Source organism: Cupriavidus sp. FW305-26, from assembly GCF_058787975.1.
This window is the reverse complement of sequence record NZ_JBYTAH010000018.1, coordinates 12,770-39,378: the sequence shown is the minus strand read 5'-3', so window position 1 is coordinate 39,378 and position 26,609 is coordinate 12,770. Positions and strand designations below refer to the sequence as shown.

The following is a 26,609-nucleotide window of genomic DNA, read 5'->3' as shown; positions in this document are numbered from 1 at the left end:
CCGGTTTCAGTCAGTCGGCCAGCAGGCTGGCGCGCGCCGCGATGAACAGGCGCCCCGCATCCGCCTGCAGCGGATGCGCGCCATGCTGCACGCGGCTGCGTCCGGCGGTGCGGACATCCGCTAGTGTCTCATGACCATGACAGGCAAACACATGCGTGGCCAGCGCCTGCGGCCCGTCGAGGCCCGCCAGCGTCGGATGGGCGCCATCCAGCACCACGAAATCGGCCTGCTGGCCTGGCACAAGCCCCGCCACGGCGCGGCGGCTGGCACGCGTGCCGCCAGCCACGGCTTCGAGATACAGCCGGTCGGCCACCTGTGCATGCGTGTCGGAGGCCAGCACATTGCGCCGCTGCAGGCCGAGCCGCTGGCCGTATTCGAACAAGCGCAGCTCCTCGGCCACGCTGACGCTGGCATGGCTGTCGGAGCCGATGCCCCATGCGCCCTGCTGCGCCAGGTAGGGCGCGGCCTCGAACACGCCGTCGCCCAGGTTGGCCTCGGTGGTCGGGCAGATGCCGGCCACCGCGCCGCTGTGCGCCAGGCGCCGGCGCTCGTCCCAGTCCATATGGGTGGCGTGCACCAGGCACCAGCGCGCGTCGACCTCTACATGGTCGAACAGCCAGGTCACCGGGCGCGTGCCCGACCACGCGATGCAATCGTCGACCTCTTTCTGCTGCTCGGCGATATGGATATGGATGGGCGCCTGCGGGTCGATCGCCTGCAGTCCCGCCAGTGCGTGGGCGAGGCTTTCCTCCGGCACCGCGCGCAGCGAGTGCGGTGCCAGCCCCAGCCTCGCGCCGGACTGCGCGCACGCGGGGGCCAGCCGTTCCAGCAGCCGCAGCATCGCGTCGGTGTCGTGCAGGAAGCGGCGCTGCTCGGCCAGCGGCGGCTTGCCGCCAAAGCCGGCGGTCTGGTACAGCACCGGCAGCAGCGTCATGCCGATGCCAGTACGCCGGGCCGCGCGCAGCAGCCGCAGCGACATCTCGGCGGCATCGGCATAGGGCGTGCCGCCGGCATCGTGATGGACGTAGTGGAACTCGCACACGCTGGTGTAGCCCGCACGCAGCATCTCGATATAGAGCTGGGTGGCGATGGCCTCCAGCGTGTCGGGCGAGAGCCGCTGCGCGAAGCGGTACATCAGGGTGCGCCAGCTCCAGAATGAATCGGCACCCGCCGGATCGTCGCCCTGCGGGCGGCTGCGGAATTCCGTCAGGCCGGCAAAGCCGCGCTGGAACGCATGCGAGTGCAGGTTGGGCATGCCGGGCAGCACGGGACCGGCCGCATGCGGCACGCCTGCGGCTGGCTCCGTGCCGGGCTGCACGGTGGTGAAGCGGCCCTGCTCATCCCAGGCCAGCAGCACATCGCGCGCCCAGCCGGCCGGCAGCAGCGCAAACGGAGCGAAGAGTTGCGAGCCACTCATGCCGAGGCTCCTTCGTGCGCATGCACACGCCCTTGCCGCACCACCGTCGCGACCGGGTTGCGGCCGAACCAGTACGCCAGCTCGGCGGGCGAATCGATGCGCCACAGCGCGAAGTCGGCCACGCGCCCTGCTTCCAGCCGCCCGTGGCGATCCGATGCGCCCAGCGCACGCGCGGCGTGCACGGTCACGCCGGCAAGCGCTTCGGGCACGGTCAGGCGGAACAGGGTGCAGGCCATATTCATCATCAGCAGCAGCGAAGTGACCGGCGACGTACCCGGATTGTGATCGGTCGAGATTGCCATCGGCACGCCGTACTGGCGTAGCAGCGCGATCGGCGGCAGGTTGGTGTCGCGCAGGAAGTAGTAGGCGCCGGGCAGCAGCACCGCCACCGTGCCGGCCTCCGCCATCGCCGCGACGCCGGCCTCGTCGAGATGCTCGAGGTGATCGGCGGACAAGGCGCGGTGGCGAGCGGCGAGCGCGGCGCCGCCGAGGTTGCTCAGTTGCTCGGCATGCAGCTTGACGCGCACGCCATGGCGCGCCGCCGCCTCGAACACGCGCCCGGTCTGTGCAATCGAGAAACCGATCGATTCGCAGAAGGCATCGACGGCGTCGACCAGTCCTTCCCCGGCCAGTGCCGGCAGCATGGTGTTGCAGACCAGGTCGATATAATCGTCGGCACGGCCCGCGTACTCCGGCGGCAATGCGTGCGCGCCCAGGAAGGTCGTGTAGACCGAAATCCCGAAGTGCTCGCCAAGCCGGCGCGCCACGCGCAGCTGCTTGCGCTCGGCTTCCAGGCTCAGCCCGTAGCCCGACTTGATCTCGATGGCGGTGACGCCCTCGGCCAGCAGCGGCTGCAGGCGCGCGGCGGCCTGGGCAAACAGCGTGTCTTCATCTGCGGCACGCGTGGCGCGCACGGTCGAGACGATGCCGCCGCCGGCGCGCGCAATCTCTTCGTAGCCGGCGCCGGCCAGCCGCATCGCGAACTCGTCGGCGCGCTGGCCGCCGTAGACCAGGTGCGTATGGCAGTCGACCAGCCCAGGCGTGATCCATGCCCCGTGTGCATCATGGCGCGCCGCGCCGCGATAGGCATCCGGCAGGTCCGCCGTGGCACCCAGCCAGGCGATGCGCCCATGCTCCACCACCAGCGCGGCATCGCGGATCGCGTGCGCCGGATCGGCATCGGGCAGCAGGTGGCAGTTGTGCCAGACGCCGTCCGCGCTGGGCGCGGACGATACAGAGGGCAGCGTCATTGACCGGGCTCCGTCTCAAGGGTGACGCACAGGCACAGGGCCGCGTCACCCACAGGTTCAAACGATGGCGTGGATGGGGGTTCCGCAGCGCCGCAGAGCGCTCCTTCGCCCGCTTGCAGCAGCAGGCCGGCATCCTGCGCCTGCCATGCGCCGCTGACGGCCAGCAGGCAGACGGCATGGCCGCCGGTGCCAGGCACGAACCCCTGCCGGAACACCTCGACGCGCGCGCGGCAGTGGCCGCGCCGCGTCATCACGTTGAAGTCGCGCGTGACGCCGTCGATCAGCGTCGCCTGCAGGCTGGTATCGCCGGAGAAGGCGAACGGCTCGCCGATATGGTCAAGGCGATGGCTGAAGCTGGCGTCGTCCGCACGCAGCGTGACGCCGGCGCCCTCCAGCAGCACGATCTGACGATCGATGCCGGGAAACGCCGAGAACGGCCCGTCCTGCCCGATATCGGCCACGCTCAGGCGCCACATGAAGTCATCCATGCCGGCGCCCGGCGGCCACACCGCGATCTCGCGCGTGTTGCCGCCGCCGTTCTTCCAGCGCGTGGGCGCGATCTCGGCCAGCGCGAACCGTTGAAATAGCGTCAGGCTCATGCGCCCTTCACCATCGGCAGGTTCAGGCCCTTCTCGTGCGCGCATTCGATGGCGATGTCATAGCCCGCGTCCGCATGGCGCATCACGCCGGTGGCCGGGTCGTTCCACAGCACGCGCTCGATGCGCCTGGCCGCGGCATCGGTGCCGTCGCACACGATCACCACGCCCGAATGCTGCGAGAAGCCCATGCCGACGCCGCCGCCGTGGTGCAGGCTGACCCAGGTGGCGCCGCCCGCGGTGTTCAGCAGCGCGTTGAGCAGCGGCCAGTCCGACACCGCATCCGAGCCGTCGCGCATGGCCTCGGTCTCTCGGTTGGGCGAAGCCACCGAGCCGCAGTCCAGGTGATCGCGGCCGATCACCACCGGCGCCTTCAGCTCGCCCGACTTGACCATCTCGTTGAAGGCCAGGCCGGCGCGGTGGCGTTCATCCAGCCCCACCCAGCAGATGCGCGCGGGCAGGCCCTGGAAGGCGATGCGGTCGTGCGCCATGTCGAGCCAGCGGTGCAGGTGCTTGTCCTCGGGGAACAGCTCCTTCATCTTGGCATCGGTCTTGTAGATATCTTCCGGATCGCCCGACAGCGCGACCCAGCGGAACGGGCCCTTGCCGCGGCAGAACAGCGGACGGATATAGGCCGGCACGAAGCCCGGGAAATCAAAGGCGTTCTTCACGCCCTCGTCGAACGCGACCTGGCGGATATTGTTGCCATAGTCGACCGTCGGCACGCCCATCTTCTGGAAGTCGAGCATGGCCTGCACGTGCTTGACGATGGACGGGCGCGCGGCGGCTTCCACCGACTTGGGATCCTGCGTGCGCGCCGCTTCCCATTGAGCGACGGTCCAACCGGCCGGCAGGTAGCCGTTGACCAGGTCGTGCGCCGAGGTCTGGTCGGTGACGATGTCCGGGCGCATGCCGCCGGCCTGCGCGCGCTTGACCAGTTCCGGCAGGATCTCGGCGGCGTTGCCGAGCAGGCCGACCGAGATCGCTTCCTTCTTCTGCGTGGCCTCGGCGATCATCGCCAGCGCTTCATCCAGCGTGGTGGCCTTCTTGTCGACATAACGCGTGCGCAGGCGGAAATCGATGCGCGACTCCTGGCACTCGATCGCCAGCACGCAGGCGCCGGCGAGCACGCCCGCCAGCGGCTGCGCGCCGCCCATGCCGCCCAGGCCGGCGGTCAGGATCCACTTGCCCGACAGGTCGCCGTTGTAGTGCTGGCGACCGGCCTCGACAAAGGTCTCGTAGGTGCCCTGCACGATGCCCTGCGTGCCGATGTAGATCCACGAGCCCGCCGTCATCTGGCCGTACATCATCAGGCCGGCGCGGTCCAGCTCGTTGAACTTGTCCCAGTTGGCCCAGTGCGGCACCAGGTTGGAGTTGGCGATCAGCACGCGCGGCGCATCGGCATGGGTGCGGAACACGCCCACCGGCTTGCCCGACTGCACCAGCAGCGACTCGTCCTCACCCAGGCGGCGCAGGCTGTCCAGGATGGCGTCGAAGCACTCCCAGTTGCGCGCCGCCTTGCCAATACCGCCGTAGACCACCAGGTCCTGCGGACGCTCGGCCACGTCCGGGTCGAGGTTGTTCTGGATCATGCGGTAGGCGGCTTCGATCAGCCAGTTCTTGCAGTGCAGCTGGCTGCCGCGCGGGGCGCGGATTTCGCGCTGGCCGCGCTGGATGAATTGGTTTTCGTTGGCGTTCATGTCTTGTTCTCCTGCTGCGGGTCTGGTCTGGCAGTGTCGGCGCGGGGCGCGTTACGACAGGTTGGTCGGCAGGATCGCGCGCACGGCATCGGGCCAGCCGGCGCCGGCATCGCCCTGCACCACCCATTGCTTCATCGCTTCGATATCCGGTGCCAGGTAGCGGTCCTCTTCGACAAAGGCCACGCGCGCACGGATGCGGGCCAGTTCCTGCTCCACCAGCGGCGACGACTTCAGCGGGCGGTGGAACTCGATGCCCTGCGCCGCGGCCATGGCCTCGATGCCGACCACGACTGCGGTGTTGGCGGCCATCTCGCCCAGGCGGCGCGCACCGTAGGTGGCCATCGACACATGGTCTTCCTGGTTGGCCGAGGTCGGCAGGCTGTCGACGCTGGACGGATGCGCCAGCGCCTTGTTCTCGGAGGCCAGCGCGGCCGCGGTCACCTGCGCAATCATGAAGCCCGAGTTCAGGCCGCCGTCGCGCACCAGGAACGGCGGCAGGCCCGACAGCCCGGTATCGAGCAGCAGCGCCAGGCGGCGTTCGGAAATCGCGCCGATCTCGGCAATCGCCAGCGCGATGATGTCGGCGGCAAATGCCACCGGCTCGGCGTGGAAGTTGCCGCCCGAGACCACGTCGCCCTGCGCGGAGAATACCAGCGGGTTGTCCGAGGCGGCGTTGGACTCGATCTGCAGGATGCGCGCGGCGTGCTGCAGGTTGTCCAGGCACGCGCCCATCACCTGCGGCTGGCAGCGGATCGAGTACGGGTCCTGCACGCGGCCGCAGGTCTTGTGCGAGTCGACGATCTCGCTGCCGTCCAGCATCGCGCGCACGGCGCCGGCCACGGCGATCTGGCCGGCCTGGCCGCGCGCCTCATGGATGCGGGCGTCGAACGGCTTGACCGAGCCCTTGATCGCTTCCAGCGACAGCGCGCCCGCCACCAGTCCGGCGGCAAAGGCGTCTTCGGCGGCGAACAGGCCGGCCAGCGCCAGCGCGGTCGACACCTGGGTGCCGTTGAGCAGCGCCAGGCCTTCCTTGGGGCCCAGCTCGAAGGCCTGCAGGCCGGCGTGCGCCAGGCCCTCGGCGGCGGGCACGCGCTTGCCGTCGACCAGCACGTCGCCCACGCCGATCAGCGTGCACGACATATGCGCCAGCGGCGCCAGGTCGCCCGAGGCGCCGACCGACCCCTTGGCCGGGATGCACGGCGTCACGCCGTGGTTGGCCAGCGCCAGCAGCGCCTCGATCAGTTCCGGGCGCACACCCGAATGGCCGCGCGCCAGGCTCACGGCCTTGATCGCCAGGATCAGGCGCACCGTGTCTTCGGCCAGGTCCGGGCCGGTGCCGACGCTGTGCGACAGCACCAGGTTGCGCTGCAGCTGCGCCAGCTTGTCATTGGGGATGCGGGTCTGCGCCAGCTTGCCGAAGCCGGTATTGATGCCGTAGACCACGGCATCGGCGTCGATGATGTCCTGCACCGTGGCCTGCGCGGCGCGCACGCCGGCCCAGGCCGATTCGGCCATGGCCAGGCGCACTTCGCCGCGGTAGATGCGGCGCAGGTCGGCCAGGGTGACTTGGCCCGGCTGCAGGGTCAGCAGCGGGCGGGAAGCTTGGTCGTCGTGTTGGCTGGCGCTCATTTGTATGTTCCTGTCTATACAGCTTAGAGTAAAAAGTTGAACCGTGCGGCCGGATCTTGTGGATTCAGCCGAAAGCAGGGTTGCCGTCGGCGCGGAAGCGGCTGCCGAGGCGGTAGCGGTTGCCCGGATGCAGGCAGCGCACAAAGGTCACCGGCACGCCGTTGGTCCAGGTGCGGCGCGTCAGCATCAGGCAAGGTTGCGTGGGCGGCATTTCCAGTTGCGCGGCCTGCTCCGGCGTCGCGGCAATGGCATCGACCACGTGCTCTACCTGATCGTAGGGCACATGGCGCAGCAGGTATTCGCCGGGCTGGGTCTCGCTGAAGTCCTGGCTGATGAAGTCCGGCGCCACGCGCGCATTGACGTAGCGGTCCTCCAGCTGCACCGGCACGCCGTCCTCGCGATGCACGCAGACCGAGTGGTACACCGACTCGCCGGTGCGCAGCTCCAGCGCCGCGGCCACCTCGATCGATGCCGACACACGCTCCACCAGGATCACGTCGCAGGCATAGTCATGGCCGCGCATGCGGATCTCGTCCTGCAGGTTGACCACGGACAGCAGCGTCGACTGCGGCTTGTGCTCCGCCACGAAGGTGCCCACGCCGGCCACCCGCACCACCCGGCCCTGCTCCTGCAGCTCGCGCAGCGCCCGGTTGACGGTCATGCGCGAGACGCCGAAGCGGTTCACCAGCTCCTGCTCCGACGGCACCCGGTCGCCCGGCTGCCACGCGCCGCTCTGGATCTGGCGGGCAATGTACTCCTTCACCTGCTGGTAGAGCGCGGTGGGAGAGGCAGAAGCGGAAGAGGCGGTGCCGGCGGAGTGGTTCATGGCGTTGGTTGGATGCCTAGTGCTCGGCCGAGGCCATGGCCTCGGCGCGGATCTCCTCGGTCAGCCGCGCCTTGAGCGCGGAGAACTCCGGAGTGGTCTTGACGGTGTAATGGCGCGGATGCGGGAAATTCACCGCGATCTCGCTCTTGATCCGACCCGGCCTGGCAGAAAACACCGCCACCCGGTTGGCCATGAAAATGGCCTCGTCGATATCATGGGTCACGAATAATACCGTCTTGCGCGACGCCTCCCATATTCCCAGCAGCAACTCCTGCATCAGCACGCGGGTCTGGTTGTCGAGCGCGCCGAAGGGTTCGTCGAGCAGCAGGATCTTGGGATCGTTGGCCAGCGCGCGCGCAATCGCGGTGCGCTGCTGCATGCCGCCCGACAGCTGCTTGGGGAAATGGTGCTCGAAGCCGCGCAGTCCCACACGCTGGATAAAGAAGTCGCTGCGCTCCTTCTGCTCGGCGGCGCTCATGCCGCGCTCGCGCAAGCCGAAGCGCACGTTCTGCTCGATCGTCAGCCACGGGAACAGCGTGTACGACTGGAACACCATGCCGCGGTCCGCGCCGGGGGCGGACACCGGCTGGCCGTCCAGCAGCACGCGGCCGCTGGAGGGCGTATCCAGCCCCGCGACGATGCGCAGCAGCGTGGACTTGCCGCAGCCCGAAGGCCCGAGGATGGTGACGAAGTCATTGTCGCGGACCTCGAAGTCGACCGGCTGCAGCGCCAGGGTCTGGCCGCCGCGCGGGTTGGAGAAGGTGCGCGAGACCTGCTGGATGGACAGTGCGCTCATTGGATCGAACTCCACGGGAACAGGCGCTGGTTGGCGCGCTTGAAGACAAGGTCCGAGACCAGGCCGATGCAGCCGATCACGATGATGCCGAAGATGATCTGCCCGGTATTGAGCAGCGCCTGGCTGTCGGTGATCATGTGCCCGATGCCCGACGATGAGCCGATCAGCTCGGCCACGATCACGTAGGTCCAGGCCCAGCCCAGCACCAGCCGCAGGATCTCGGCAATCTCGGGCGCGGCGCCGGGGATCAGCACGCGCCGCACGATGCCGGCGCTGTTGGCGCCCAGCGTGTAGGCCGCCTCCACCAGGTCCTTGCGCGCGCCGCCGACGGCCACCGCCACCATCAGCACGATCTGGAAGAACGAGCCGATGAAGATCACCAGCAGCTTCTGGGTCTCGCCGATGCCGGCCCACAGGATCAGCAGCGGGATAAAGGCCGACGCGGGCAGGTAGCGGCAGAACGACACGAAGGGCTCGAAGAACGCCTCGGCCGCCTTGTACGCGCCCATGAAGATGCCCAGCGGCACCGCCAGCACCGCCGCCAGCACGAAGCCGCCGACCACGCGCCACACGGTCATGCCGATGTCGCCGATGAAGTTGTGCTCGGTGAACAGGATGAAGCCCTCTTTGGCCATCGTCATCGGATCGGCCAGGAACGTGCGCGGCACGAAGCCGCCCAGCGTTACCACGGCCCAGATGCCGAAGAACAGCACGAAGAAGGACAGGCCCAGCATCCAGCGCGTGTTGGGCGCCACCGGCACCAGCGGGGCCAGCCACGGGTGGCGCCGGCGCACCGGCGCCGCCGCTGCGGCAGGGACCGCCGCGGCAGCGGCCGGGGCGGGTGTTCCAAGTCTGGCTTGCGTCATGACGTCACGCCTCCTGAAGACTGTCGGTTACTTGAGGAAACGCGCGTCATACAGCGCCGTCACGTCCGGCACCTGGCGGATCACGCCGATTTCCAGCAGCACCGCCGCAGCTTCCTTGCTGAAGCTGGCAAGCTCGCCGGCAAAGAACTTGCGGTTGGCCTCGCGGTCCTGCCAGCGCAGGTAGGCGGAGGACTTGGCGAACTGCTCGCCGGTCTGCTTGACCGCAGCGCCCATGATGTCGTTGGCCTTGGCCGGCTCCTTCCGGATCATCTCCAGGGCCTCGAAGTAGCTGTCGACCAGCGCCTGCGCGGCCTTGGGATTCTCTTTAAGCCACTTCGGCGCGCAGCCCAGCGTATCGGTCACCATCGGGTAATCGAGCGTGGTCGCCAGGATCTTGCCCTTGTCCGGGTTCTGGCGCACCGTCGACAGATACGGCTCATAGGTCATGGCGCCGTCGTTCTGGCCGGCCACGAAGGCCTGCGCGGCCGCCTGCGGCGACAGCGTGGTGGTCTTGATGTCCTTGAGCGTCATGCCGTTCTTCTTCAGCATCCAGGCCAGGCCGAAATACGGCGCGGTGCCCGGCGCATCGACGCCGATGGTCTTGCCCTTCAGGTCGGCAAAGCTCTTGACGTCGCTGCGCACGGCCAGGCCGTCGGCGCCGTAGGACTTGTCGAGCTGCACGATCTGGGTGATGGGCACGCCGTTGGCGTTCCAGGCCACATGCGTTTCCACCGTGGTGGCCGCGCACTGGATCGCGCCCGAGGCCAGCGCCAGGTGGCGGTCCTTCTGCGGGATCATCTTGATGTCGACGTCCACGCCATGCTTCTTGAAGATGCCGGCCTTGTCGGCCAGCGTCAGCGGCGCGAAACCGGTCCAGCCGCTCATGCCCAGCGTGACCTGGGTATTCTGCGCCTGGGCCGCACCGGCCCCCAATGCCGCAACCAGCACCGCGGCCTGCACTGCCATCCGACCGCGAATCCTGCTGTGATTCCTCATCTGTACGCTCCTTTGGTGTGTCCGTCGACGGCAGGCCATGCGTGTGGCCGCGCTCGTTTTCGGACATTAAACATTACCTGTATATACAAGTCAACGTAGGGCTTCCACCAAGCAACCAGGCGGACAAACACCTTGAAAGGCGCTTTCCAGAGCGGGGAATCCTCAACAGGCCTCGCACCACCCCGGTTCACGGATTGCAGTGTCGGCACCAGGCCGGGGCGATGGAAGTGCTGCTGTATAGACAGGACAAAAACGACGCAAAGGCACAGCAAACCCCGTGCCAGCCGCACCGGGACGCGCCGGCAAGGCGGTCAGGTGTCGAAGAAGGAGGTGACAGTCGGGTAACGCAGGCGCAGGCGCAGCTCGCGTTTCAAGCGGCGGTTGTCGAGGCGGCGCGATTCGCTCATGAAACTCAGCAGCGTCTTGTCGATCACTTCATGCGCCTGCCCGCGCGTGATGCGCGGCGGGCGCGGCAGGCCGCGGCGGTCCGCGACCAGGTCGAAGTAATCGGCCATGCGCAGCTCGGTGTCGTCGCTGGCATGGACCACGCGCTGCGCGCGGCCGCGGAACAGCGCCGCGACCATAGTGCGCGCCAGGTCGTCGGCATGGATATGGCTGGTGTAGACATCGTCCTGCGGCACCAGCGCGGGCGTGCCGCGGTGCAGGCGCGCCAGCGGCAGGCGGTCTTCGGCATAAATGCCGGGGATGCGCACGATGCTGGCACGCCAGCCGGCATCGCGGCCGAAGCCGCGCACTGCCTGCTCGGCGGCCACGCGGCGGCGCGCGCGGGCGGTCTGGGGCCGCACGGCGTGGAATTCCGAGACCCGGGCGCCCTGCCGGTCGCCGTACACGCCCGACGTGCTGGCGTAGACAAACGCAGCGCGGGGCCTGCCCCGGTCGGGTAGAATGGCGGGCTCGCCGGGAAGCATGCCGGCCGACGTCCTGGCCTTGCGCCAGGCCGCCCGGCGCAAGGCGGCGAGCAAGGCACGCGTGCGCGGATCGCCTTCGCCCTGCCCGGGCGGCGGCGCCAGGTCCAGCACCTGCGTGGCCAGCCCATGCAGCCGTGCCAGCGTGGCCGGCCGGTCCAGGTCCGCCACCAGCGGCACCGCGCCGGCGGCGCGCAGTTCAGCCCGGCGCGCCGGCTGTGAGGTCACGGCAAAGACACGCATGCGCGACGACAGGATTCGCAGGCAGCGCGTCCCCACATCCCCGCAGCCGACGATCAACAGGCGCGGGCGGCCCAGCCGGCGCGAAGGCGCCGGCAGCCGCGGGACTTGTGGGAGGCGCGAGGGCTGCAGCTTCGACAGAATTTGGCTCATAGACCGATTATGGCTTATCAAGTAACCGTCATGCCCAGCGGCCACAAGTTTGAAGTGGCAGCGGACGAAACCATCCTCGGCGCGGCCCTGCGCCACAGCATCGGGCTGCCCTACGGCTGCAAGAACGGCGCCTGCGGCTCGTGCAAGGGCCGCGTGCTCGAAGGCACCATCGTGCAGGGCGACCACGCCCCGGCGGCACTGACCGCGCAGGAGAAAACCGAGGGCCGCGCCCTGTTCTGCTGCGCCAACGCCGCCTCGGACGTCACCATCGAGTGCCGCGAGGTCCACGGCGCGGGCGACATCCCGATCAAGAAGGTGCCGTGCCGCGTGACCGCGATCGAGCGCCTGGCCGACGACGTGATCGCCATCAAGCTGCAGCTGCCGGCGACCGAGCGCATGCAGTACCTGGCCGGCCAGTACGTGGAATTCCTGCTGCGCGACGGCAAGCGCCGCAGCTATTCGATCGCCACGCCGCCGCATGAAGACGGCCCGATCGAACTGCATATCCGCCATATGCCCGGCGGCGCCTTCACCGACTATGTTTTCGGCGCCAGGGAAGGCCAGCCGGCCATGAAGGAGCGCGACATCCTGCGCTTCGAGGGCCCGCTGGGCAGCTTCTTCCTGCGCGAGGAGTCCGAGGCCCCGATTATCCTGCTGGCTTCCGGCACCGGCTTTGCGCCGATCAAGGCCATCGTCGAGCACGCCGCCTACACCGGCATCCAGCGCCCGATGACCCTGTACTGGGGCGGCCGCCGGCCCAAGGACCTGTACATGCATGCGCTGTGCGAGCAGTGGGCGCGCGAGCTGCCCAACTTCCGCTACGTGCCGGTGATCTCCGACGCGCTGCCTGAAGACAACTGGCAGGGCCGCACCGGCTTTGTCCACCAGGCCGTGATCGCCGACCATCCCGACCTGTCGGGCCACGAGGTCTATGCCTGCGGCGCCCCGGTGATGATCAATGCCGCGCGTGGCGACTTCACTCGCCAGTGCAAGCTGCACGAGGACGCGTTCTTCGCCGACTCGTTCACCTCCGAGGCCGACATGCACCCGGCCACTCCCGCGGCCTGAGGCCGCCCGAGAGCCGTTCCCTCAGCGCAACAATGCCCGGGCCAGCCAAAATTCGTTTTGACACCCGGGCGCATGCGCCTTATATTTGCCCGCATGCACATGACCTTCAACCGACGCCGCAGCTTCCGTACGTCGCTCCCCGCTGGGGTGCCGCGCGGCTGACCGTCGACTGCGTCTGTTCATGTCAACGAGCCACGGGCAACCCCCGTGGCTTTTTGTTTTTGTCCCGGTTGTTACGCCCGTCCGTCCATCGTTTAAAGCCGACCCCTGGAGTCCGCCATGGCATTTGCTGAGTATCCCGTCCAATCCCTGATGTACATCACCAACCGGCCCGAGCTCGTGTTCACCGAGGGCAAGGGCTCCTGGCTGACGGATCACAACGGCAAGCGATACCTGGACTTCGTGCAGGGCTGGGCAGTGAACTGTCTGGGCCATTCCAACCAGGGCATGATCGACGCGCTGGTGGCCCAGTCGCACCGGCTGATCAACCCGAGCCCGGCCTTCTACAACGAGCCGATGCTCAAGCTGGCCCGGCAGCTGACCGACCACAGCTGCTTCGACAAGGTCTTCTTCGCCAACAGCGGCGCCGAGGCCAACGAAGGCGCGATCAAGCTGGCGCGCAAATGGGGCCGCAAGCACAAGGACGGCGCCTTCGAGATCATCACCATGGACCACAGCTTCCATGGCCGCACGCTCGCCACCATGAGCGCGTCGGGCAAGGCCGGCTGGGACACCATCTTTGCGCCGCAGGTGCCGGGCTTCCCGCGCGCCGATCTCAACGACCTGGCCTCGGTGGAGAAGCTGATCACCGACAAGACCGTCGGCATCATGCTGGAACCGGTGCAAGGCGAAGGCGGCGTGATCCCCGCCACGCGCGAGTTCATGCAGGGCCTGCGCGCGCTGGCCGACAAGCACAGGCTGCTGCTGATCGTCGATGAAGTGCAAACCGGCTGCGGCCGCTGCGGCACCCTGTTCGCCTACGAGCTGGCAGGCGTGGAGCCGGACATCATGACGCTGGGCAAGGGCATCGGCGGCGGCGTGCCGCTGTCGGCGCTGCTGTGCAAGGCCGAGGTCGCCAGCTTCGAGGCCGGCGACCAGGGCGGCACCTACAACGGCAACCCGCTGATGACCGCGGTGGGCAGCGCCGTGATCGAGCAGCTGACCGCGCCGGGGTTCCTCGACGACGTCAAGGCCAAGGGCGAATACCTGCGGGAACAGCTGCTGGCGCTGTCCGCCGAGTTCGGCCTGGCCGGCGAACGCGGCGACGGCCTGCTGCGCGCGCTGATGCTGGGCAAGGACATCGGCCCGCAACTGGTGGAAGAAGCCCGCGACATGGTGCCGCAAGGCCTGCTGCTGAACGCACCGCGCGCCAACCTGCTGCGCTTCATGCCCGCGCTGAACGTGACGCGTGAAGAGATCGACCAGATGATCGGCATGCTGCGCACGCTGCTGAAGAAGCTGGCCTGAGTCCTGGTCATTCGCCAGACGGAAAAAAAGCCTCGCGCGCGCGAGGCTTTTTTCTTTGTGGTGCCGCAGAGGAGTGAGGGAGAGAGCCAGCGCCGCAGAACCCGCGCACACCAGCCTGAGCAGGCGTTGCGCGGGGCCCCGCGGCAAGGGGAAAGGCCTTGCGCCTGCGTGCGCCTGCCCTCTCCCTCACCCCTCTTGCGGCGGGGTGGGAGGCGGCAGCGCGCGCCTTACTCGCCCAGGTAGGCGGCCCGCACCTTGGGATCGTCGAGCATCTGCTTGGCGTCCCCGCTCATGGTGATCAGGCCCGACTCCATCACGTAGCCGCGGTGGGCAGCCTGCAGCGCCAGGCGCGCGTTCTGCTCCACCAGCAGCACGGTCACGCCCTGTGCCGAGATGTCGCGCACGACCTCGAAGATCTTCTCGACCATGATCGGCGACAGGCCCATCGACGGCTCGTCCAGCAGCAGCACCTTGGGCTGGCTCATCAGCGCGCGCGCCATTGCCAGCATCTGCTGCTCGCCGCCGGACATGGTGCCCGCCAGCTGGTTGGCGCGTTCCTTCAGGCGCGGGAAGATGCCGAACATGCGCTCGACGTCGGCCTTGATGCCGGCGTCGTCGTTGCGCGTGTAGGCGCCCATCTGCAGGTTCTCGGTGATGGTCATGCGCGCGAACACGCCGCGGCCTTCCGGCACCATCGCCAGGCCCTGCTTGAGCAGCGCGTAGCTGGGCACGCCCTTGATCGACTTGCCCATGTATTCCACGTCGCCGCTGGCCCAGCCCTGCAGGCCGGTGATGGCCTTCATGGTGGTGGTCTTGCCGGCGCCGTTGGCGCCGATCAGCGTCACCAGCTCGCCGTCCCGGATTTCCAGGTCAATGCCCTTGACGGCCTGGATGCCGCCGTACGCGACCTTGAGGCCGGAGATCTTCAGTACTGTCTGTGTCATTGCTTGTCCTCCGGCCATCAGTGTGCCGATGCGCCGAGGTAGGCCTCGATCACCGCGGGGTTGTTCTGCACTTCGTGCGGCAGGCCCTGGGCAATCACCTTGCCGTAGTCCAGCACCGTCATGCGGTTGCACAGGCCCATCACCAGCTTCACGTCGTGCTCGATCAGCAGGATGGTCTTGCCATCGTTGCGGATCTTGTCGAGCAGTCCGCGCAGCTCCACCTTCTCGGTCGCGTTCATGCCCGCGGCCGGTTCGTCCAGTGCCAGCAGCTTGGGCTCGGTCGCCAGCGCCCGCGCGATCTCGAGCCGGCGCTGGTGGCCGTAGGAGAGGTTGCGCGCGGTGAAGTTGGCGTACTTGCCGATGCCGACATAGTCGAGCAGGTCGTGCGCCATGTCCTCGATGCCCTCTTCCTCGCGGCGCACCGCGGGCGGGCGGAAGATCGCGCCGAACACGCCGGCCTTGGAGCGCACGTGGCGCCCCACCATCACGTTCTCGAGCGCAGTCATCTCGCCGAACAGGCGGATGTTCTGGAACGTGCGCGCGATGCCGGCCCTGGCGACCTCATGCACGGCGGTCGGCTGGTAGGGCTTGCCGCCCAGCACGAACTCGCCTGAATCCGGCGTGTACAGGCCGGTGATCACGTTGAAGAAGGTGGTCTTGCCGGCGCCGTTGGGGCCGATCAGCCCGTAGATCTCGCCCGGCTTGATCTGCAGGCCCACCTCGGACAGTGCCTGCAGGCCGCCGAAACGCTTGTTGACCCCCTGTACCGACAGGAGGAAATCGTTGTTGCTCATGTTGTCCTCCTGGTCAGAAACGGCCCACGCTGCCCGCACGGCGCACCACCGGGCGGTCTTCCTTGCGCGGCGACGGCCAGATGCCCGCCGGGCGATACAGCATGACGCCGACCAGGGCCAGGCCGAACAGCAGCTGGCGCAGCACTTCGGCATCGACGATGACATGGCCGAACAAACCGGTCTGCATCGGCTCCGCCACCACGCGCAGCAACTCCTGGAAGCCCACCAGCAGGACGCCGCCCAGGATCACGCCCGGGATATGGCCCATGCCGCCAAGCACCACGATGGCCAGCACGTAGATCGATTCCCACAGCGTGAACGATTCCGGCGACACGAAGCCCTGGAACGCGCCGAACACCGCGCCCGAGGCGCCGCCGAACGAAGCGCCCATGGCAAAGGCCAGCAGCTTGATGTTGCGGGTGTTGATGCCCATCGCCTTGGCGGCGATCTCGTCTTCGCGGATGGCCACGAAAGCGCGGCCGATACGCGAGGTCTGCAGCCGCAGGCTCACGAACACGATCACGATGACCAGGAACACCAGCAGGTAGTAGTACATGAACACCGGCGTGAACTTGAGTCCGAAGATCTCGTGCGACTTCGAGAAGTCGAAGCCGAAGATATGGACCGGGTCCACCGCGGTGATGCCCTTGGGCCCGTTGGTGATGTTGACCGGGCGGTCAAGGTTGTTCATGAAGATGCGGACGATCTCGCCGAAGCCCAGCGTCACGATGGCGAGGTAGTCGCCGCGCAGCTTCAGCGTTGGCGCCCCGAGCAGCACGCCGAAGGTGGCGGCTACCAGGATCGCGATCGGCAACACGAACCACATCGACAGGTGGATGCCGGTGGGGAACAGTTGCTGGATCCACTCGAACTGGTTCGCCAGGTGGGGCGAGCCCAGCAGCGCCATCAGGTAGGCGCCGACCGCGTAGAACGCGATATAGCCCAGGTCAAGCAGGCCGGCAAAGCCCACCACGATGTTCAGGCCCAGCGCCAGCATGATGTACAGCAGCGCGAAGTCCAGCACGCGGACCCAGTAGTTGCCGCCCAGGGTCTGGACGAAGAACGGTGCGCACAGGGCGATCACCAGGAAGCCAATCAGTGCGGCCAGGGTCTTGGCCGGCACCTTGGTGGGCGCCGCGACGGCTGCCGTGGATGGAATCGGAGTATTCATGGATTCGCTCTCCTCAGGCGCGATCCGCCACGCGTTCGCCCATGATGCCGGACGGACGGAAGACGAGCACGGTGATCAGCACGATAAAGGCAAAGACGTCCTGGTAGTTCGAACCGAAGACGCCGTTGGTCAGGTCGCCGATATAGCCGGCGCCGAGCGCTTCGATCAGGCCCAGCAGCATGCCGCCGACCATGGCGCCAGCCAGGTTGCCGATGCCGCCCAGCACCGCGGCGGTAAACGCCTTCAGGCCGGGGATGAAGCCCATGTAGAAGTGGGCATTGCCGTAGTTGGTGGCCATCATCACGCCGGCCAGCGCGGCCAGCGTGGCGCCGATCATGAAGGTGGCGGAAATGACGAAATTGGGGTTCACGCCCATCAGGCCGGCCACCTTCTGGTTCTCGGCGGTGGCGCGCATGGCGCGGCCGAGCTTGGTGCGGTTGACCAGGGCCAGCAGGCCGGACATCACCATCACGGCCATGCCGATGATGACCATTTCCTTGCCGGTGATGGTGGCGCCGGTCGTGCCGATGTCGATCGGCTCGGACGGCAGCAGCTGCGGGAAGGTCAGCGGGTTGCGCGACCAGATCAGCATGCCCATCGTCTGCAGGATGATGGAGACGCCGATGGCGGTGATCAGCGGGGCCAGCCGTGGCGCATTGCGCAAGGGCCGGTAGGCGATCCGCTCGATCGAATAGGACAGGATCGCGCAGACTGGCATCGCGACCAGCGTGGCGATCACCAGCGTCAGCCATTCAGGCAGGCCGGGGGCGAACTTCTGCAATCCGAGGATGGCTGACAGGGCGGTCAGCGCGCCGATCATCAGCACATCGCCGTGGGCGAAGTTGATGATGCCGAGAATACCGTAGACCATGGTGTAGCCCAGTGCGATCAGCGCATAGATGCTGCCGAGCACCAGACCGTTCACGATCTGCTGGATAAGGATATCCATGAAAACTCCTGCTTCAGTCCCGGACCTTGCGGCATGGTGTGGATGCCGGGGGCGGGACCATGGTGTGTAATGGGTAACGTTGCGGTGGTTGGTTTGCTGGTAAGCGACCTGCCCTGCTCCATCCATGGTAAGGATGCTTCTACATTAGGCGAGGCTAAAAAGAACGGCACCGCAAAATACTCACGGTGCCGTTCGGATGGGCCGGTAAGCCCAGATTACATCTTCACGACGTCGAGGACGGACTTCTTCTTGTCCTTGTACTCGTACAGCGTGATGGTGCCTTCCTTCATGTCGCCCTTCTCGTCGAAGGCGATATTGCCGATCACGCCCTTGTAGTTGGTCTTGGGCATTTCGGCCAGGATGGCAGCCGGTTCGGTCGAGTTGGCGCGCTTCATGGCGTCGACGACGACCATCACGGCGTCATACGTGAACGGTGCATAGATCTGCACCGGGGCGTTGAAGCGAGCCTGGTAGCGCTTGGAGAAGTCCGCGCCCTGCTCCATCTTCGACAGGGCCAGGCCGGCCTCGGAGCAGATGATGTTGGTCACGGCGTCGCCCGCCAGTTCGGCCACCTTGTCGGTACAGACGCCGTCGCCGCCGACGATCTTGGCACCGATGCCCAGTTCCTTGGCCTGCTTGGCGAACGGGCCGCCGGTGGCGTCCATGCCGCCGTACATGATCACGTCAGGCTTCTTGCCCTTGATCTTGGTGAGAATGGCCTTGAAGTCGGTGGCCTTGTCGTTGGTGGCCTCGCGCGCCACCACGTTCACGCCGGCCGCCTTGGCGGTCTTCTCGAACTCGTCGGCCAGGCCCTTGCCGTAGGCGGTGGCGTCGTCGACGATCGCCACGCTCTTGGCATGGAGCGTCTTGCTGGCATAGTTGGCCAGTGCCGGGCCCTGCTGGGCATCGGTGGCCACCACGCGGTAGGTGGTCTTGAAGCCCTGCTTGGTGTAGTCCGGGTTGGTGGACGAGGGCGAGATCTGCACGATGCCGGCATCGCTATAGATCTTGGAGGCCGGGATCGACGTGCCCGAGTTCAGGTGGCCGACCACGGCCACCACCTTGGCGTCGACCAGCTTCTGCGCCACGGAGGTGCCCGTCTTGGGGTCGGCGGCATCGTCTTCGCCAACCAGTTCCAGCTTGATCTTCTTGCCACCGATCTCCAGGCCGGTCTTGTTGACTTCTTCCACGGCCAGGCGGGCGCCGTTTTCGTTGTCCTTGCCAAGGTGCGCGATGCCGCCGGTCAGCGGGGCCGCGTGGCCGATCTTGACGACGACTTCACCGCCGCCCGCTGCAGGAGCGGCTGCCGCCGGCGCCGAAGGCGCCGCATCAGCCGGCTTCTCTTCCTTCTTGCCGCAAGCGGCTACCAGCGCCACTGCGGCCGCAATCGGCAGAATCTTGGCAAACGTGATTTGCATGAGTGATCTCCTAGGATTCACGAAGACAGGGATTTTCAACGCCTCCCGGACGTTTCCCTGGACCGCCTTTGTTTAGTTTCAATTTGAAACGCGCGCATTGTATCCCCTTTCTTAGTCGATGCAATACGCGACGCAACATCCTTAACCATTTACCGGTCAAATGAGCTAGGGAATTTCCCCAATGCACAGATTGCGGCAATTCCCACTCACATGACGCGGCCGCCTCACCTACTTACAAGAATCGTGCCTGCGCCGCCCGGTGGCGCGGATAAGCATCGCCGGCACCACCTATAATGCGCCTTTATTAATTAGGTGTTTCATTTAAATTCAGCTGCACCGTTCTCTAATGTGCAGAATGTAGCGCCGCACCATAATAGGGAAAACCCCAAACCGGGGGATTACCCTGATTTGTCTGATCAGCAGGACAGCCATGTATTACCTGCACCATCGCCGTGCATTATTCGCGCCGGCCGGCTGCAAATCGGGCGTACCAAAGACAAAGGGCGCCGCATCAAGCGGCGCCCTTGTTCAAGGCGGGGCTGGCAGGCGGGCACGGCCCGCACCGGGTCAGGCGGCGGCGCTGGCCGGCAGCAGCCCACGCGGCAGCGGGAAGGCCATGTTCTCTTCGATGCCGTCAAGCGGGCGCACCTGGCTCGCGCCAAGCTCACGCAGGCGCTCGACGATGGACTGGGCTAGCGCCTCGGGCGCCGAAGCGCCGGCGGTCAGGCCGATGCGGCGCTTGCCGGCGATCCATTCGGGGCGCACCTGCTCGGGGGCGTCCACCATATAGGCCGGCACGCCCAGGCGCTCGGCCAGCTCGCGCAGGCGGTTGGAGTTGGAGCTGTTGGGGCTGCCCACCACGATCACCACCTCCACCTGCGGCGCCATGAACTTCACCGCGTCCTGGCGGTTCTGCGTGGCATAGCAGATGTCCTGCTTCTTGGGCTCGCGGATTTGCGGAAAGCGCGCCTTGAGCGCGGCCACGATCTCGCGGGTCTCATCCACCGACAGCGTGGTCTGGGTCACGTAGGCAAGCCGCGACGGGTCGGTAACCTGCAGCGTGGCGACGTCGGCCACCGACTCCACCAGCAGCATGCCGCTGCTGGCCTGGCCCATGGTGCCCTCCACTTCCGGATGGCCGCGATGCCCGATCATCACGATCTCGCAGCCCTCGGCGCGCATCTTGCTCACCTCGACATGCACCTTGGTCACCAGCGGGCAGGTGGCATCGAACACGTGCAGCCCGCGCGCGGCGGCGTCGGCACGCACTTCGCGCGACACGCCATGGGCGCTGAAGATGACGGTGGCGCCCGCGGGCACCTCGTCGAGCTCGCGCACGAACACCGCGCCCTTGCGGCGCAGGCCGGCCACCACATAGGCGTTGTGGACGATCTCGTGGCGCACGTAGATGGGCGCGCCGAAGCGCTCGAGCGCACGCTCGACGATCTCGATGGCACGGTCCACGCCGGCGCAGAAGCCGCGCGGCTGCGCCATCAGGATTTCTGCGTCGGGTGCGGGAGTCAGGTCAGGCATGCTGCGGTATCAGGATGGTTCGGCACACGTGCGGCGCGCTCAGAGAATGCCGATCAGCTGCACGTCGAACAGGATGGTCTGCCCGGCCAGCGGATGGTTGAAGTCAAAGAGCGCGGCGGTCTCGCCGAACTCCTTGAGCACACCGGCGTACTTGCCGCCGCCGGGCGCGTTGAACTCCACCAGGTCGCCCGGGCTGTAGTCCTCTTCGAAGGAACTGTTCTCGCGCAACGTGGCCAGCGACACCCACTGCAGCAGCTCGGGGTTGCGCGGGCCAAAGGCCTGCTCCGGCGCCAGCCGGTAGGTCATGCGCTTGCCTTCGGGCATGCCGAGCAGCGCCTGCTCCAGCGTCGGCGCGAACTGGCCCTGGCCGAGCAGCAGCGTGGCGGGCTTCTCCTCGAACGTGCTGACGACCTCGGTGCCGTTCTCGAGCGCGATGCTGTAGTGCAGGGTCAGGAAAGAGTCGGCCTGGACAGTCTTGCGGCCAGCCGTGCCGCCGTCGGTTTCCGACGCGAAAGTTTGCAAATTCATGGGTGATCAACCGGTCAACAACCCGTATTGTATTCGACTGGCCCATTGCCCGCCGCCCCCGGACCCGGCCTCACCCTCATCACGGCGTGACTACCCTGGAGTGCTCATGACCATTGCCAACTGGCCCGCCTGCGAGCGGCCCCGCGAGAAACTGATGGAAAGCGGCGCCGCCGCCCTGTCAGACGCCGAGCTGCTGGCCATCCTGCTGCGCGTGGGCGCTGCCGGCAAAAGTGCCGTGGACCTCGCACGCGAGCTATTGCACCGCTTCGGCTCGCTGACAGCCCTGTTCGCGGCCGAGGGGCGCGCACTGACAAGCGTCCGGGGCATGGGCGAAACCAAGTATGCCCAACTGCAGGCCATTCCGGAGCTGGCACGGCGTGCGCTGGCCGAATCGCTGCGCCTGCCCACCGGCTTCGACGGCCCGGCGGCGGTGCGCAACTACCTGCGCCTGACGCTGGCGCCGCTGCCGCACGAGGTCTTCCTGTGCCTGTTCCTGGATCCGCGCAACCGCATGGTGGCCAGTGAAGAAATGTTCCGCGGCACGCTGACGCGCACCGCCGTCTACCCGCGCGAGGTGGCGCGCCAGGCGCTCGTGCATAATGCGGCCGGCATCATCGTGGCGCACAACCACCCGCGCGGCACCACCGCGCCGAGCCACAGCGACATCCGCCTGACCCACGAACTGGCGCGCACCCTCGATCTGATCGACGTGCGGCTGCTCGACCATTTCATCGTGGCCGGCCAGGAAATCCGCTCGCTGGCCGACTGCTGCGACCGCCTGCCCGGGCTGTGACGCCAACGCCACGGCACATACAGCGCAGCAACACCGGATAACGCCAAAGCACAGAAGGCATTGATTCGGCGAGGGAATCCGGTCTATAATGCCCGTTTTGCTGAAGTCTCAACCGCTGCAGTCCGGGCCCGCGCGCCTTTTGTTGATCTGTTGCGAACATTGTCCACGAATAGAAGATTTAGGAGTGCTTCATGGCACGCGTCTGTCAAGTGACCGGGAAAGCGCCGATGGTCGGCAACAACGTTTCCCACGCAAACAACAAGACCAAGCGCCGTTTTCTGCCCAACCTGCAGAATCGTCGTTTCTTCGTTGAATCCGAAAACCGCTGGGTGAGCCTGCGCGTCTCGAACGCCGGCCTGCGCCTGATCGACAAGAAAGGCATCGACTCCGTGCTCGCCGACCTGCGCGCACGCGGCGAAGTCTAATTAGGAGCACATCATGGCAAGCAAGGGCGGCCGCGACAAGATCAAGCTGGAATCGACCGCAGGTACGGGTCATTTCTACACGACCACCAAGAACAAGCGCACCATGCCGGAAAAGATGGAGATCATGAAGTTCGATCCCGTCGCCCGCAAGCACGTCGCTTACAAGGAAACCAAGATCAAGTAATTGATCCCGGTTCCCGCCAGAAAGCCCCGCCATGCCGCGGGGCTTTTTGTTGCCTGCGCGCCGCGCAGGCCTGCGGGGCGATAAGCGCCCACCCCCACGCGACGCGCTGATGCGCGGGATGGCGCTTCAGGTGTAGACTTTCCCGTTTCCTCCTTTTTGCCTGGCGCCCCCCAGCGCACTCCGCACCATGAATTTCGACGTCGCCATCGTCGGCAGCGGCCTGGCCGGCCTTACGGTCGCGCTGCAACTGGCCGACACCCACCGGGTGGCCATCCTCAGCAAGCGCGCCATGACCCAGGGCGCCAGCGACTGGGCGCAGGGCGGTATTGCCGCCGTGCTGGATTCCGGCGACAGCCATGACGAGCATACGCAGGACACGCTCGTCGCCGGTGCGGGGTTGTGCGACGAAGAGGCCACGCGCTTCATCGTGGAGCATGGGCGCGAGGCCATCCAGTGGCTGATCGACCGCGGCGTGCCGTTCACGCGCGACGAACAGGCCGAACTGGGCTTCCACCTGACGCGCGAAGGCGGCCACAGCCGCCGGCGCATCATCCACGCCGCCGACGCCACCGGCCATGCCGTGGTCAGCACGCTGCTGCAGCAGGCCATGCAGCACCCGAACATCACCATCCTGGAAGACCACTTCGCAATCGACCTGATCACCTCGCGCAAGCTGGGGCTGCCGGGCAACCGCTGCTACGGCCTGTACGTACTGGACGACAGCACCGGCGCGGTGCGCACCCTCACCGCCACGCACACCGTGCTGGCCGCGGGCGGTGCCGGCAAGGTCTACCTGTACACCACCAACCCGGATACGGCCACCGGCGACGGCATCGCCATGGCCTGGCGCGCGGGCTGCCGGGTTTCGAACATGGAGTTCATCCAGTTCCACCCGACCTGCCTGTACCACCCCTACGCCAAGTCCTTCCTGATCTCCGAAGCGGTGCGCGGCGAAGGCGGCCTGCTCAAGCTGCCCGATGGCACCCGCTTCATGCCCGAACACGATGCGCGCGCCGAACTGGCGCCGCGCGACGTGGTGGCGCGCGCGATCGACTTCGAGATGAAGAAGCGCGGCCTGGACTGCGTCTACCTGGATATCAGCCACCAGCCCGAATCCTTCCTGAAAGAACACTTCCCGACCATCCACGCGCGCTGCCTGGAGCTCGGCATCGACATCACGCGCGAGCCGATTCCCGTGGTGCCGGCCGCCCACTACACCTGCGGCGGCGTGGTCACCGACACCTCCGGGCGCACCGATATCGGCAATCTGTACGCCGTGGGCGAAACCGCCTGCACCGGCCTGCATGGCGCCAACCGGCTGGCCTCCAACTCGCTGCTCGAATGCATGGTGATCGGCCGCGCCGCGGCCGAGGACATCGCTTCCAAGGACAAGGCCGGGCTGCCTGACATCACGCTGCCGGCCTGGGATGAAAGCCGCGTCTCCGATGCCGACGAGGAAGTGGTGGTGTCGCACAACTGGGACGAGCTGCGCCGCATGATGTGGAACTACGTCGGCATCGTGCGCACCAGCAAGCGGCTGGAGCGCGCCCAGCACCGCATCGGCCTGCTGCGCGAGGAAATCGCTGAGTACTACGCCAACTTCCGCGTCACCAGCGACCTGCTGGAGCTGCGCAACCTGGTCGAAGTGGCCTCGCTGATCGTGGACAGCGCCTATTCGCGCCACGAAAGCCGGGGCCTGCACTTCAGCCGGGACTATCCGGATACCCTGCCCAAGGCGCTGCCGACGGTGATTCAGCCGCCAGCCACAAGGAAGCGCTGACGGCCGGCCAGGCAAAGCAAAACGGGGTGGCGCCGCAAGGCCCCACCCCGTTTTTCCGGTATCGCGCGAAGCGTCAGCCGATGATCCGCAGCGAATAGTCCGTCGCCCGCACGTCCTTGGTCAGCGCACCAACCGAGATCCGGTCCACGCCGGTTTCGGCAAAGGTGCGGATAGTATCGGCATTGACGCCGCCCGACACCTCCAGCAGCGCCCTGCCCCGATTGATCCTGACCGCATCCTGCATCATCGGCACGGTGAAGTTATCGATCAGCACCGACTTCGCACCGGCCGCAAGCGCTTCTTCCAGTTCGGCCAGCGTTTCCACCTCGATCTGCACCGACGCCCTGGTATCGAGCGCCAGCGCCGCCTGCATGGCCGCGCTGATGCTGCCAGCCGCGGCGATATGGTTTTCCTTGATCAGGATGCCGTCGTACAGCGCCAGCCGCTGGTTCTCGCCGCCGCCGATGCGGACCGCGTACTTCTGCGCCAGGCGCAGGCCCGGCAGCGTCTTGCGCGTATCCAGCACGCGCGCGCGGGTGCCGGCGATCAGGTCGGCATAGCGGCGCGTGGCGGTGGCCACGCCCGACAGCAGCTGCAGGAAATTCAGCGACGGGCGCTCCGCCGTCAGCAGCGAGCGCGCCGGGCCGGTGATCTCGCAGACCACCGAATCGTGCGCCATGCGGGCACCTTCCTGCTGCAGCCAGTGCACCTCGAGCGCCGGGTCGACCGCGCGCATGCAGGCATCGAACCACGGCTGGCCGCACAGCACTGCGGACTCGCGCACGATCACGCGCGCGCGTGCCGCCTTGGCCGCAGGCACCAGCAGGCCGGTCAGGTCGCCGCTGCCGACATCCTCGTCAATGGCGGCCTGCACATTGGCTTGCAGCGCTGCCTGCAGCGCCGGACCGTAGCTGTCGAAAATCGAATTCACGCTCATGCCGGGCCAATCCCCTTGAACAGCGCCTGTTCCTTGGCCAGGTCTGCCGACGGACGCACATTGCGCTTCTGCGCGGCGGCGAAGTCCAGCATGCGGTTGATGCAGGTCACCGCCTGGCGCCCGATCACCGGGTCGACATGGATCTCGTTGCGGCCGGTTTCCAGCACCTCGGCCAGGTTGGTGAGCGCGTTCATGGCCATCCACGGGCAGTGCGCGCAGCTCTTGCAGGTCGCGCTGTTGCCGGCCGTGGGTGCTTCAATGAAGTGCTTGCCGGGCGCCGCCATGCGCATCTTGTGCAGGATGCCGTTGTCGGTGGCGACGATGAACTCGGTCGCGTCCAGCTTCTGTGCGGCCTCGATCAGCTGCGAGGTCGAGCCGACCACATCGGCCTGTGCCACCACGTTTTCCGGCGACTCAGGGTGCACCAGGATCTTGGCGTTGGGGAATTCGCGGCGCAGCAGGTCCAGCTCGATGCCCTTGAACTCGTCGTGCACCAGGCACGAGCCCTGCCACAGCAGCATGTCGGCACCGGTCTGCTTCTGGATATAGCTGCCCAGGTGCTTGTCCGGCGCCCACAGGATCTTCTTGCCCTGCGCATGCAGGTGCTCGACGATCTTCAGGCCGATGCTGGAGGTCACCATCCAGTCCGCGCGCGCCTTCACGGCGGCGCTGGTGTTGGCGTAGACCACCACGGTGCGGTCCGGGTGCGCATCGCAGAAGGCGGCGAACTCATCGGCCGGGCAACCCAGGTCGAGCGAGCAGGTCGCGTCCAGGTCCGGCATCAGCACGGTCTTCTCGGGGCTCAGGATCTTGGCGGTCTCGCCCATGAAGCGCACGCCCGCCACCACCAGGGTCCGGGCCTCGTGGTCGCGGCCGAAGCGGGCCATTTCCAGGGAGTCGGAGACACAGCCGCCAGTTTCCTCGGCCAGGTCCTGCAGGTCGGCGTCGACGTAATAGTGCGCCACCAGCACCGCATTGCGTTCCTTGAGCAGGCGGCGAATACGCGTCTTCAGGGACTGGCGCTCGTCGGGTGTCAGCACCGGCGGCACCTTGGCCCAGGCATGGGCCACGCAGCTGCTGCCAGTGGCGTTTTCGGCATCCGCCAGGTTCGGCTTTTCGAACTCGACGGTCTTGATCGATTGTGGGGTCATCTCCGGTACTCCTCTAGACCTTCGCCAGCAAGGATGCGGCCCGGCCAGAATATTGGGGAGTTTATCTAAAAC

Annotated in this window: 25 protein-coding genes; 6 read left to right on the top strand and 19 right to left on the bottom strand. The window is 67.0% G+C overall.

The genetic code is table 11. The features are described 5' to 3' along the window. Window positions 1-10: 10 nt before the first annotated feature. From AC3WQZ_RS12765 to AC3WQZ_RS12720, 10 genes are all read right to left on the bottom strand, one after another. Complete coding sequence (locus AC3WQZ_RS12765; RefSeq protein WP_492300656.1) at window positions 11-1,417, bottom strand: formimidoylglutamate deiminase; 1,407 nt, start codon at window positions 1,415-1,417, stop codon at window positions 11-13. Next, the gene (hutI, locus tag AC3WQZ_RS12760) at window positions 1,414-2,667 is read right to left on the bottom strand and encodes an imidazolonepropionase (RefSeq protein WP_011615957.1); all 1,254 of its coding nucleotides are present in this window, start codon (window positions 2,665-2,667) and stop codon (window positions 1,414-1,416) included. Before hutI ends, AC3WQZ_RS12765 begins: the two co-directional genes overlap by 4 nt. Next, window positions 2,664-3,266 carry a HutD/Ves family protein gene (locus AC3WQZ_RS12755; protein WP_010814962.1) on the bottom strand — a complete coding sequence of 201 codons (603 nt, stop codon included), beginning with the start codon at window positions 3,264-3,266 and terminating at the stop codon, window positions 2,664-2,666. Before AC3WQZ_RS12755 ends, hutI begins: the two co-directional genes overlap by 4 nt. Continuing rightward, window positions 3,263-4,963 carry a urocanate hydratase gene (gene hutU, locus AC3WQZ_RS12750; protein ID WP_010814963.1) on the bottom strand — a complete coding sequence of 567 codons (1,701 nt, stop codon included), beginning with the start codon at window positions 4,961-4,963 and terminating at the stop codon, window positions 3,263-3,265. Before hutU ends, AC3WQZ_RS12755 begins: the two co-directional genes overlap by 4 nt. A 51-nt stretch (window positions 4,964-5,014) precedes the next feature. After that, a complete protein-coding gene (gene hutH / locus AC3WQZ_RS12745; protein ID WP_010814964.1) occupies window positions 5,015-6,592 on the bottom strand; it encodes a histidine ammonia-lyase in 1,578 nt (525 codons plus the stop codon). Between the two features lie 64 nt (window positions 6,593-6,656). Then, entirely contained in the window at window positions 6,657-7,418 is a 762-nt protein-coding gene (gene hutC / locus AC3WQZ_RS12740; protein WP_492300654.1) for a histidine utilization transcriptional repressor HutC, read from the bottom strand. Window positions 7,419-7,434: 16 nt separating this feature from the next. After that, window positions 7,435-8,214 (bottom strand): ABC transporter ATP-binding protein, encoded by a 780-nt coding sequence (locus AC3WQZ_RS12735; protein ID WP_439668222.1) that lies wholly within the window; start codon window positions 8,212-8,214, stop codon window positions 7,435-7,437. Beyond that, window positions 8,211-9,080: an ABC transporter permease gene (locus AC3WQZ_RS12730; protein WP_010814967.1), complete on the bottom strand. Its 870-nt coding sequence runs from the start codon at window positions 9,078-9,080 to the stop codon at window positions 8,211-8,213. The genes AC3WQZ_RS12735 and AC3WQZ_RS12730 overlap by 4 nt, the downstream gene beginning before the upstream one ends. A gap of 27 nt (window positions 9,081-9,107) precedes the next feature. After that, window positions 9,108-10,076, bottom strand: a complete 969-nt coding sequence (locus tag AC3WQZ_RS12725) for an ABC transporter substrate-binding protein (protein ID WP_011615958.1) — start codon at window positions 10,074-10,076, stop codon at window positions 9,108-9,110. Between the two features lie 311 nt (window positions 10,077-10,387). Next, on the bottom strand, window positions 10,388-11,395 hold the full coding sequence (locus AC3WQZ_RS12720; RefSeq protein ID WP_011615959.1) for an NAD-dependent epimerase/dehydratase family protein: 1,008 nt from the start codon (window positions 11,393-11,395) through the stop codon (window positions 10,388-10,390). 9 nt (window positions 11,396-11,404) lie between these two features. On the opposite strand from AC3WQZ_RS12720, the gene AC3WQZ_RS12715 reads away from it, so the two are divergent. Then, on the top strand, window positions 11,405-12,463 hold the full coding sequence (locus tag AC3WQZ_RS12715; protein ID WP_010814970.1) for a CDP-6-deoxy-delta-3,4-glucoseen reductase: 1,059 nt from the start codon (window positions 11,405-11,407) through the stop codon (window positions 12,461-12,463). Window positions 12,464-12,742: 279 nt separating this feature from the next. Continuing rightward, window positions 12,743-13,930, top strand: coding sequence for an acetylornithine transaminase (locus AC3WQZ_RS12710; RefSeq protein WP_010814971.1), 1,188 nt, complete (start codon window positions 12,743-12,745; stop codon window positions 13,928-13,930). A gap of 227 nt (window positions 13,931-14,157) precedes the next feature. Here AC3WQZ_RS12710 and AC3WQZ_RS12705 read toward each other — a convergent pair whose 3' ends face one another. From AC3WQZ_RS12705 to AC3WQZ_RS12675, 7 genes are all read right to left on the bottom strand, one after another. Then, entirely contained in the window at window positions 14,158-14,874 is a 717-nt protein-coding gene (locus AC3WQZ_RS12705; RefSeq protein ID WP_010814972.1) for an ABC transporter ATP-binding protein, read from the bottom strand. Window positions 14,875-14,891: 17 nt separating this feature from the next. Then, window positions 14,892-15,668: an ABC transporter ATP-binding protein gene (locus AC3WQZ_RS12700; protein ID WP_010814973.1), complete on the bottom strand. Its 777-nt coding sequence runs from the start codon at window positions 15,666-15,668 to the stop codon at window positions 14,892-14,894. A gap of 13 nt (window positions 15,669-15,681) precedes the next feature. Then, entirely contained in the window at window positions 15,682-16,839 is a 1,158-nt protein-coding gene (locus AC3WQZ_RS12695) for an ABC transporter permease subunit (RefSeq protein WP_010814974.1), read from the bottom strand. A 13-nt stretch (window positions 16,840-16,852) separates the two neighbouring features. Next, a complete protein-coding gene (locus AC3WQZ_RS12690) occupies window positions 16,853-17,788 on the bottom strand; it encodes a branched-chain amino acid ABC transporter permease (RefSeq protein WP_010814975.1) in 936 nt (311 codons plus the stop codon). A gap of 215 nt (window positions 17,789-18,003) precedes the next feature. Continuing rightward, a complete protein-coding gene (locus tag AC3WQZ_RS12685) occupies window positions 18,004-19,206 on the bottom strand; it encodes a branched-chain amino acid ABC transporter substrate-binding protein (RefSeq protein ID WP_010814976.1) in 1,203 nt (400 codons plus the stop codon). Between the two features lie 567 nt (window positions 19,207-19,773). Continuing rightward, window positions 19,774-20,739, bottom strand: a complete 966-nt coding sequence (ispH, locus tag AC3WQZ_RS12680) for a 4-hydroxy-3-methylbut-2-enyl diphosphate reductase (protein WP_010814977.1) — start codon at window positions 20,737-20,739, stop codon at window positions 19,774-19,776. 39 nt (window positions 20,740-20,778) lie between these two features. Further along, window positions 20,779-21,267 carry an FKBP-type peptidyl-prolyl cis-trans isomerase gene (locus AC3WQZ_RS12675; protein ID WP_492300652.1) on the bottom strand — a complete coding sequence of 163 codons (489 nt, stop codon included), beginning with the start codon at window positions 21,265-21,267 and terminating at the stop codon, window positions 20,779-20,781. A 106-nt stretch (window positions 21,268-21,373) separates the two neighbouring features. Between AC3WQZ_RS12675 and radC the strand changes: the two genes are divergently transcribed. The 4 genes from radC (at window position 21,374) to nadB (ending at window position 24,449) form a co-directional block, all read left to right on the top strand. Further along, on the top strand, window positions 21,374-22,060 hold the full coding sequence (radC, locus tag AC3WQZ_RS12670) for a RadC family protein (RefSeq protein WP_058697791.1): 687 nt from the start codon (window positions 21,374-21,376) through the stop codon (window positions 22,058-22,060). Between the two features lie 191 nt (window positions 22,061-22,251). After that, window positions 22,252-22,485: a 50S ribosomal protein L28 gene (gene rpmB, locus AC3WQZ_RS12665; protein ID WP_006575661.1), complete on the top strand. Its 234-nt coding sequence runs from the start codon at window positions 22,252-22,254 to the stop codon at window positions 22,483-22,485. 13 nt (window positions 22,486-22,498) lie between these two features. Next, window positions 22,499-22,669 (top strand): 50S ribosomal protein L33, encoded by a 171-nt coding sequence (gene rpmG, locus AC3WQZ_RS12660; protein WP_010814980.1) that lies wholly within the window; start codon window positions 22,499-22,501, stop codon window positions 22,667-22,669. A 187-nt stretch (window positions 22,670-22,856) separates the two neighbouring features. After that, window positions 22,857-24,449: an L-aspartate oxidase gene (gene nadB / locus AC3WQZ_RS12655; protein ID WP_010814981.1), complete on the top strand. Its 1,593-nt coding sequence runs from the start codon at window positions 22,857-22,859 to the stop codon at window positions 24,447-24,449. A 73-nt stretch (window positions 24,450-24,522) separates the two neighbouring features. On the opposite strand, the gene nadC is transcribed toward nadB, so the two are convergent. Together nadC and nadA are read right to left on the bottom strand one after the other, a co-directional pair. Beyond that, the gene (nadC, locus tag AC3WQZ_RS12650; RefSeq protein ID WP_439668226.1) at window positions 24,523-25,386 is read right to left on the bottom strand and encodes a carboxylating nicotinate-nucleotide diphosphorylase; all 864 of its coding nucleotides are present in this window, start codon (window positions 25,384-25,386) and stop codon (window positions 24,523-24,525) included. Next, window positions 25,383-26,537, bottom strand: coding sequence for a quinolinate synthase NadA (gene nadA, locus AC3WQZ_RS12645; protein WP_010814983.1), 1,155 nt, complete (start codon window positions 26,535-26,537; stop codon window positions 25,383-25,385). The genes nadC and nadA overlap by 4 nt, the downstream gene beginning before the upstream one ends. Between the last annotated feature and the right edge of the window lie 72 nt (window positions 26,538-26,609).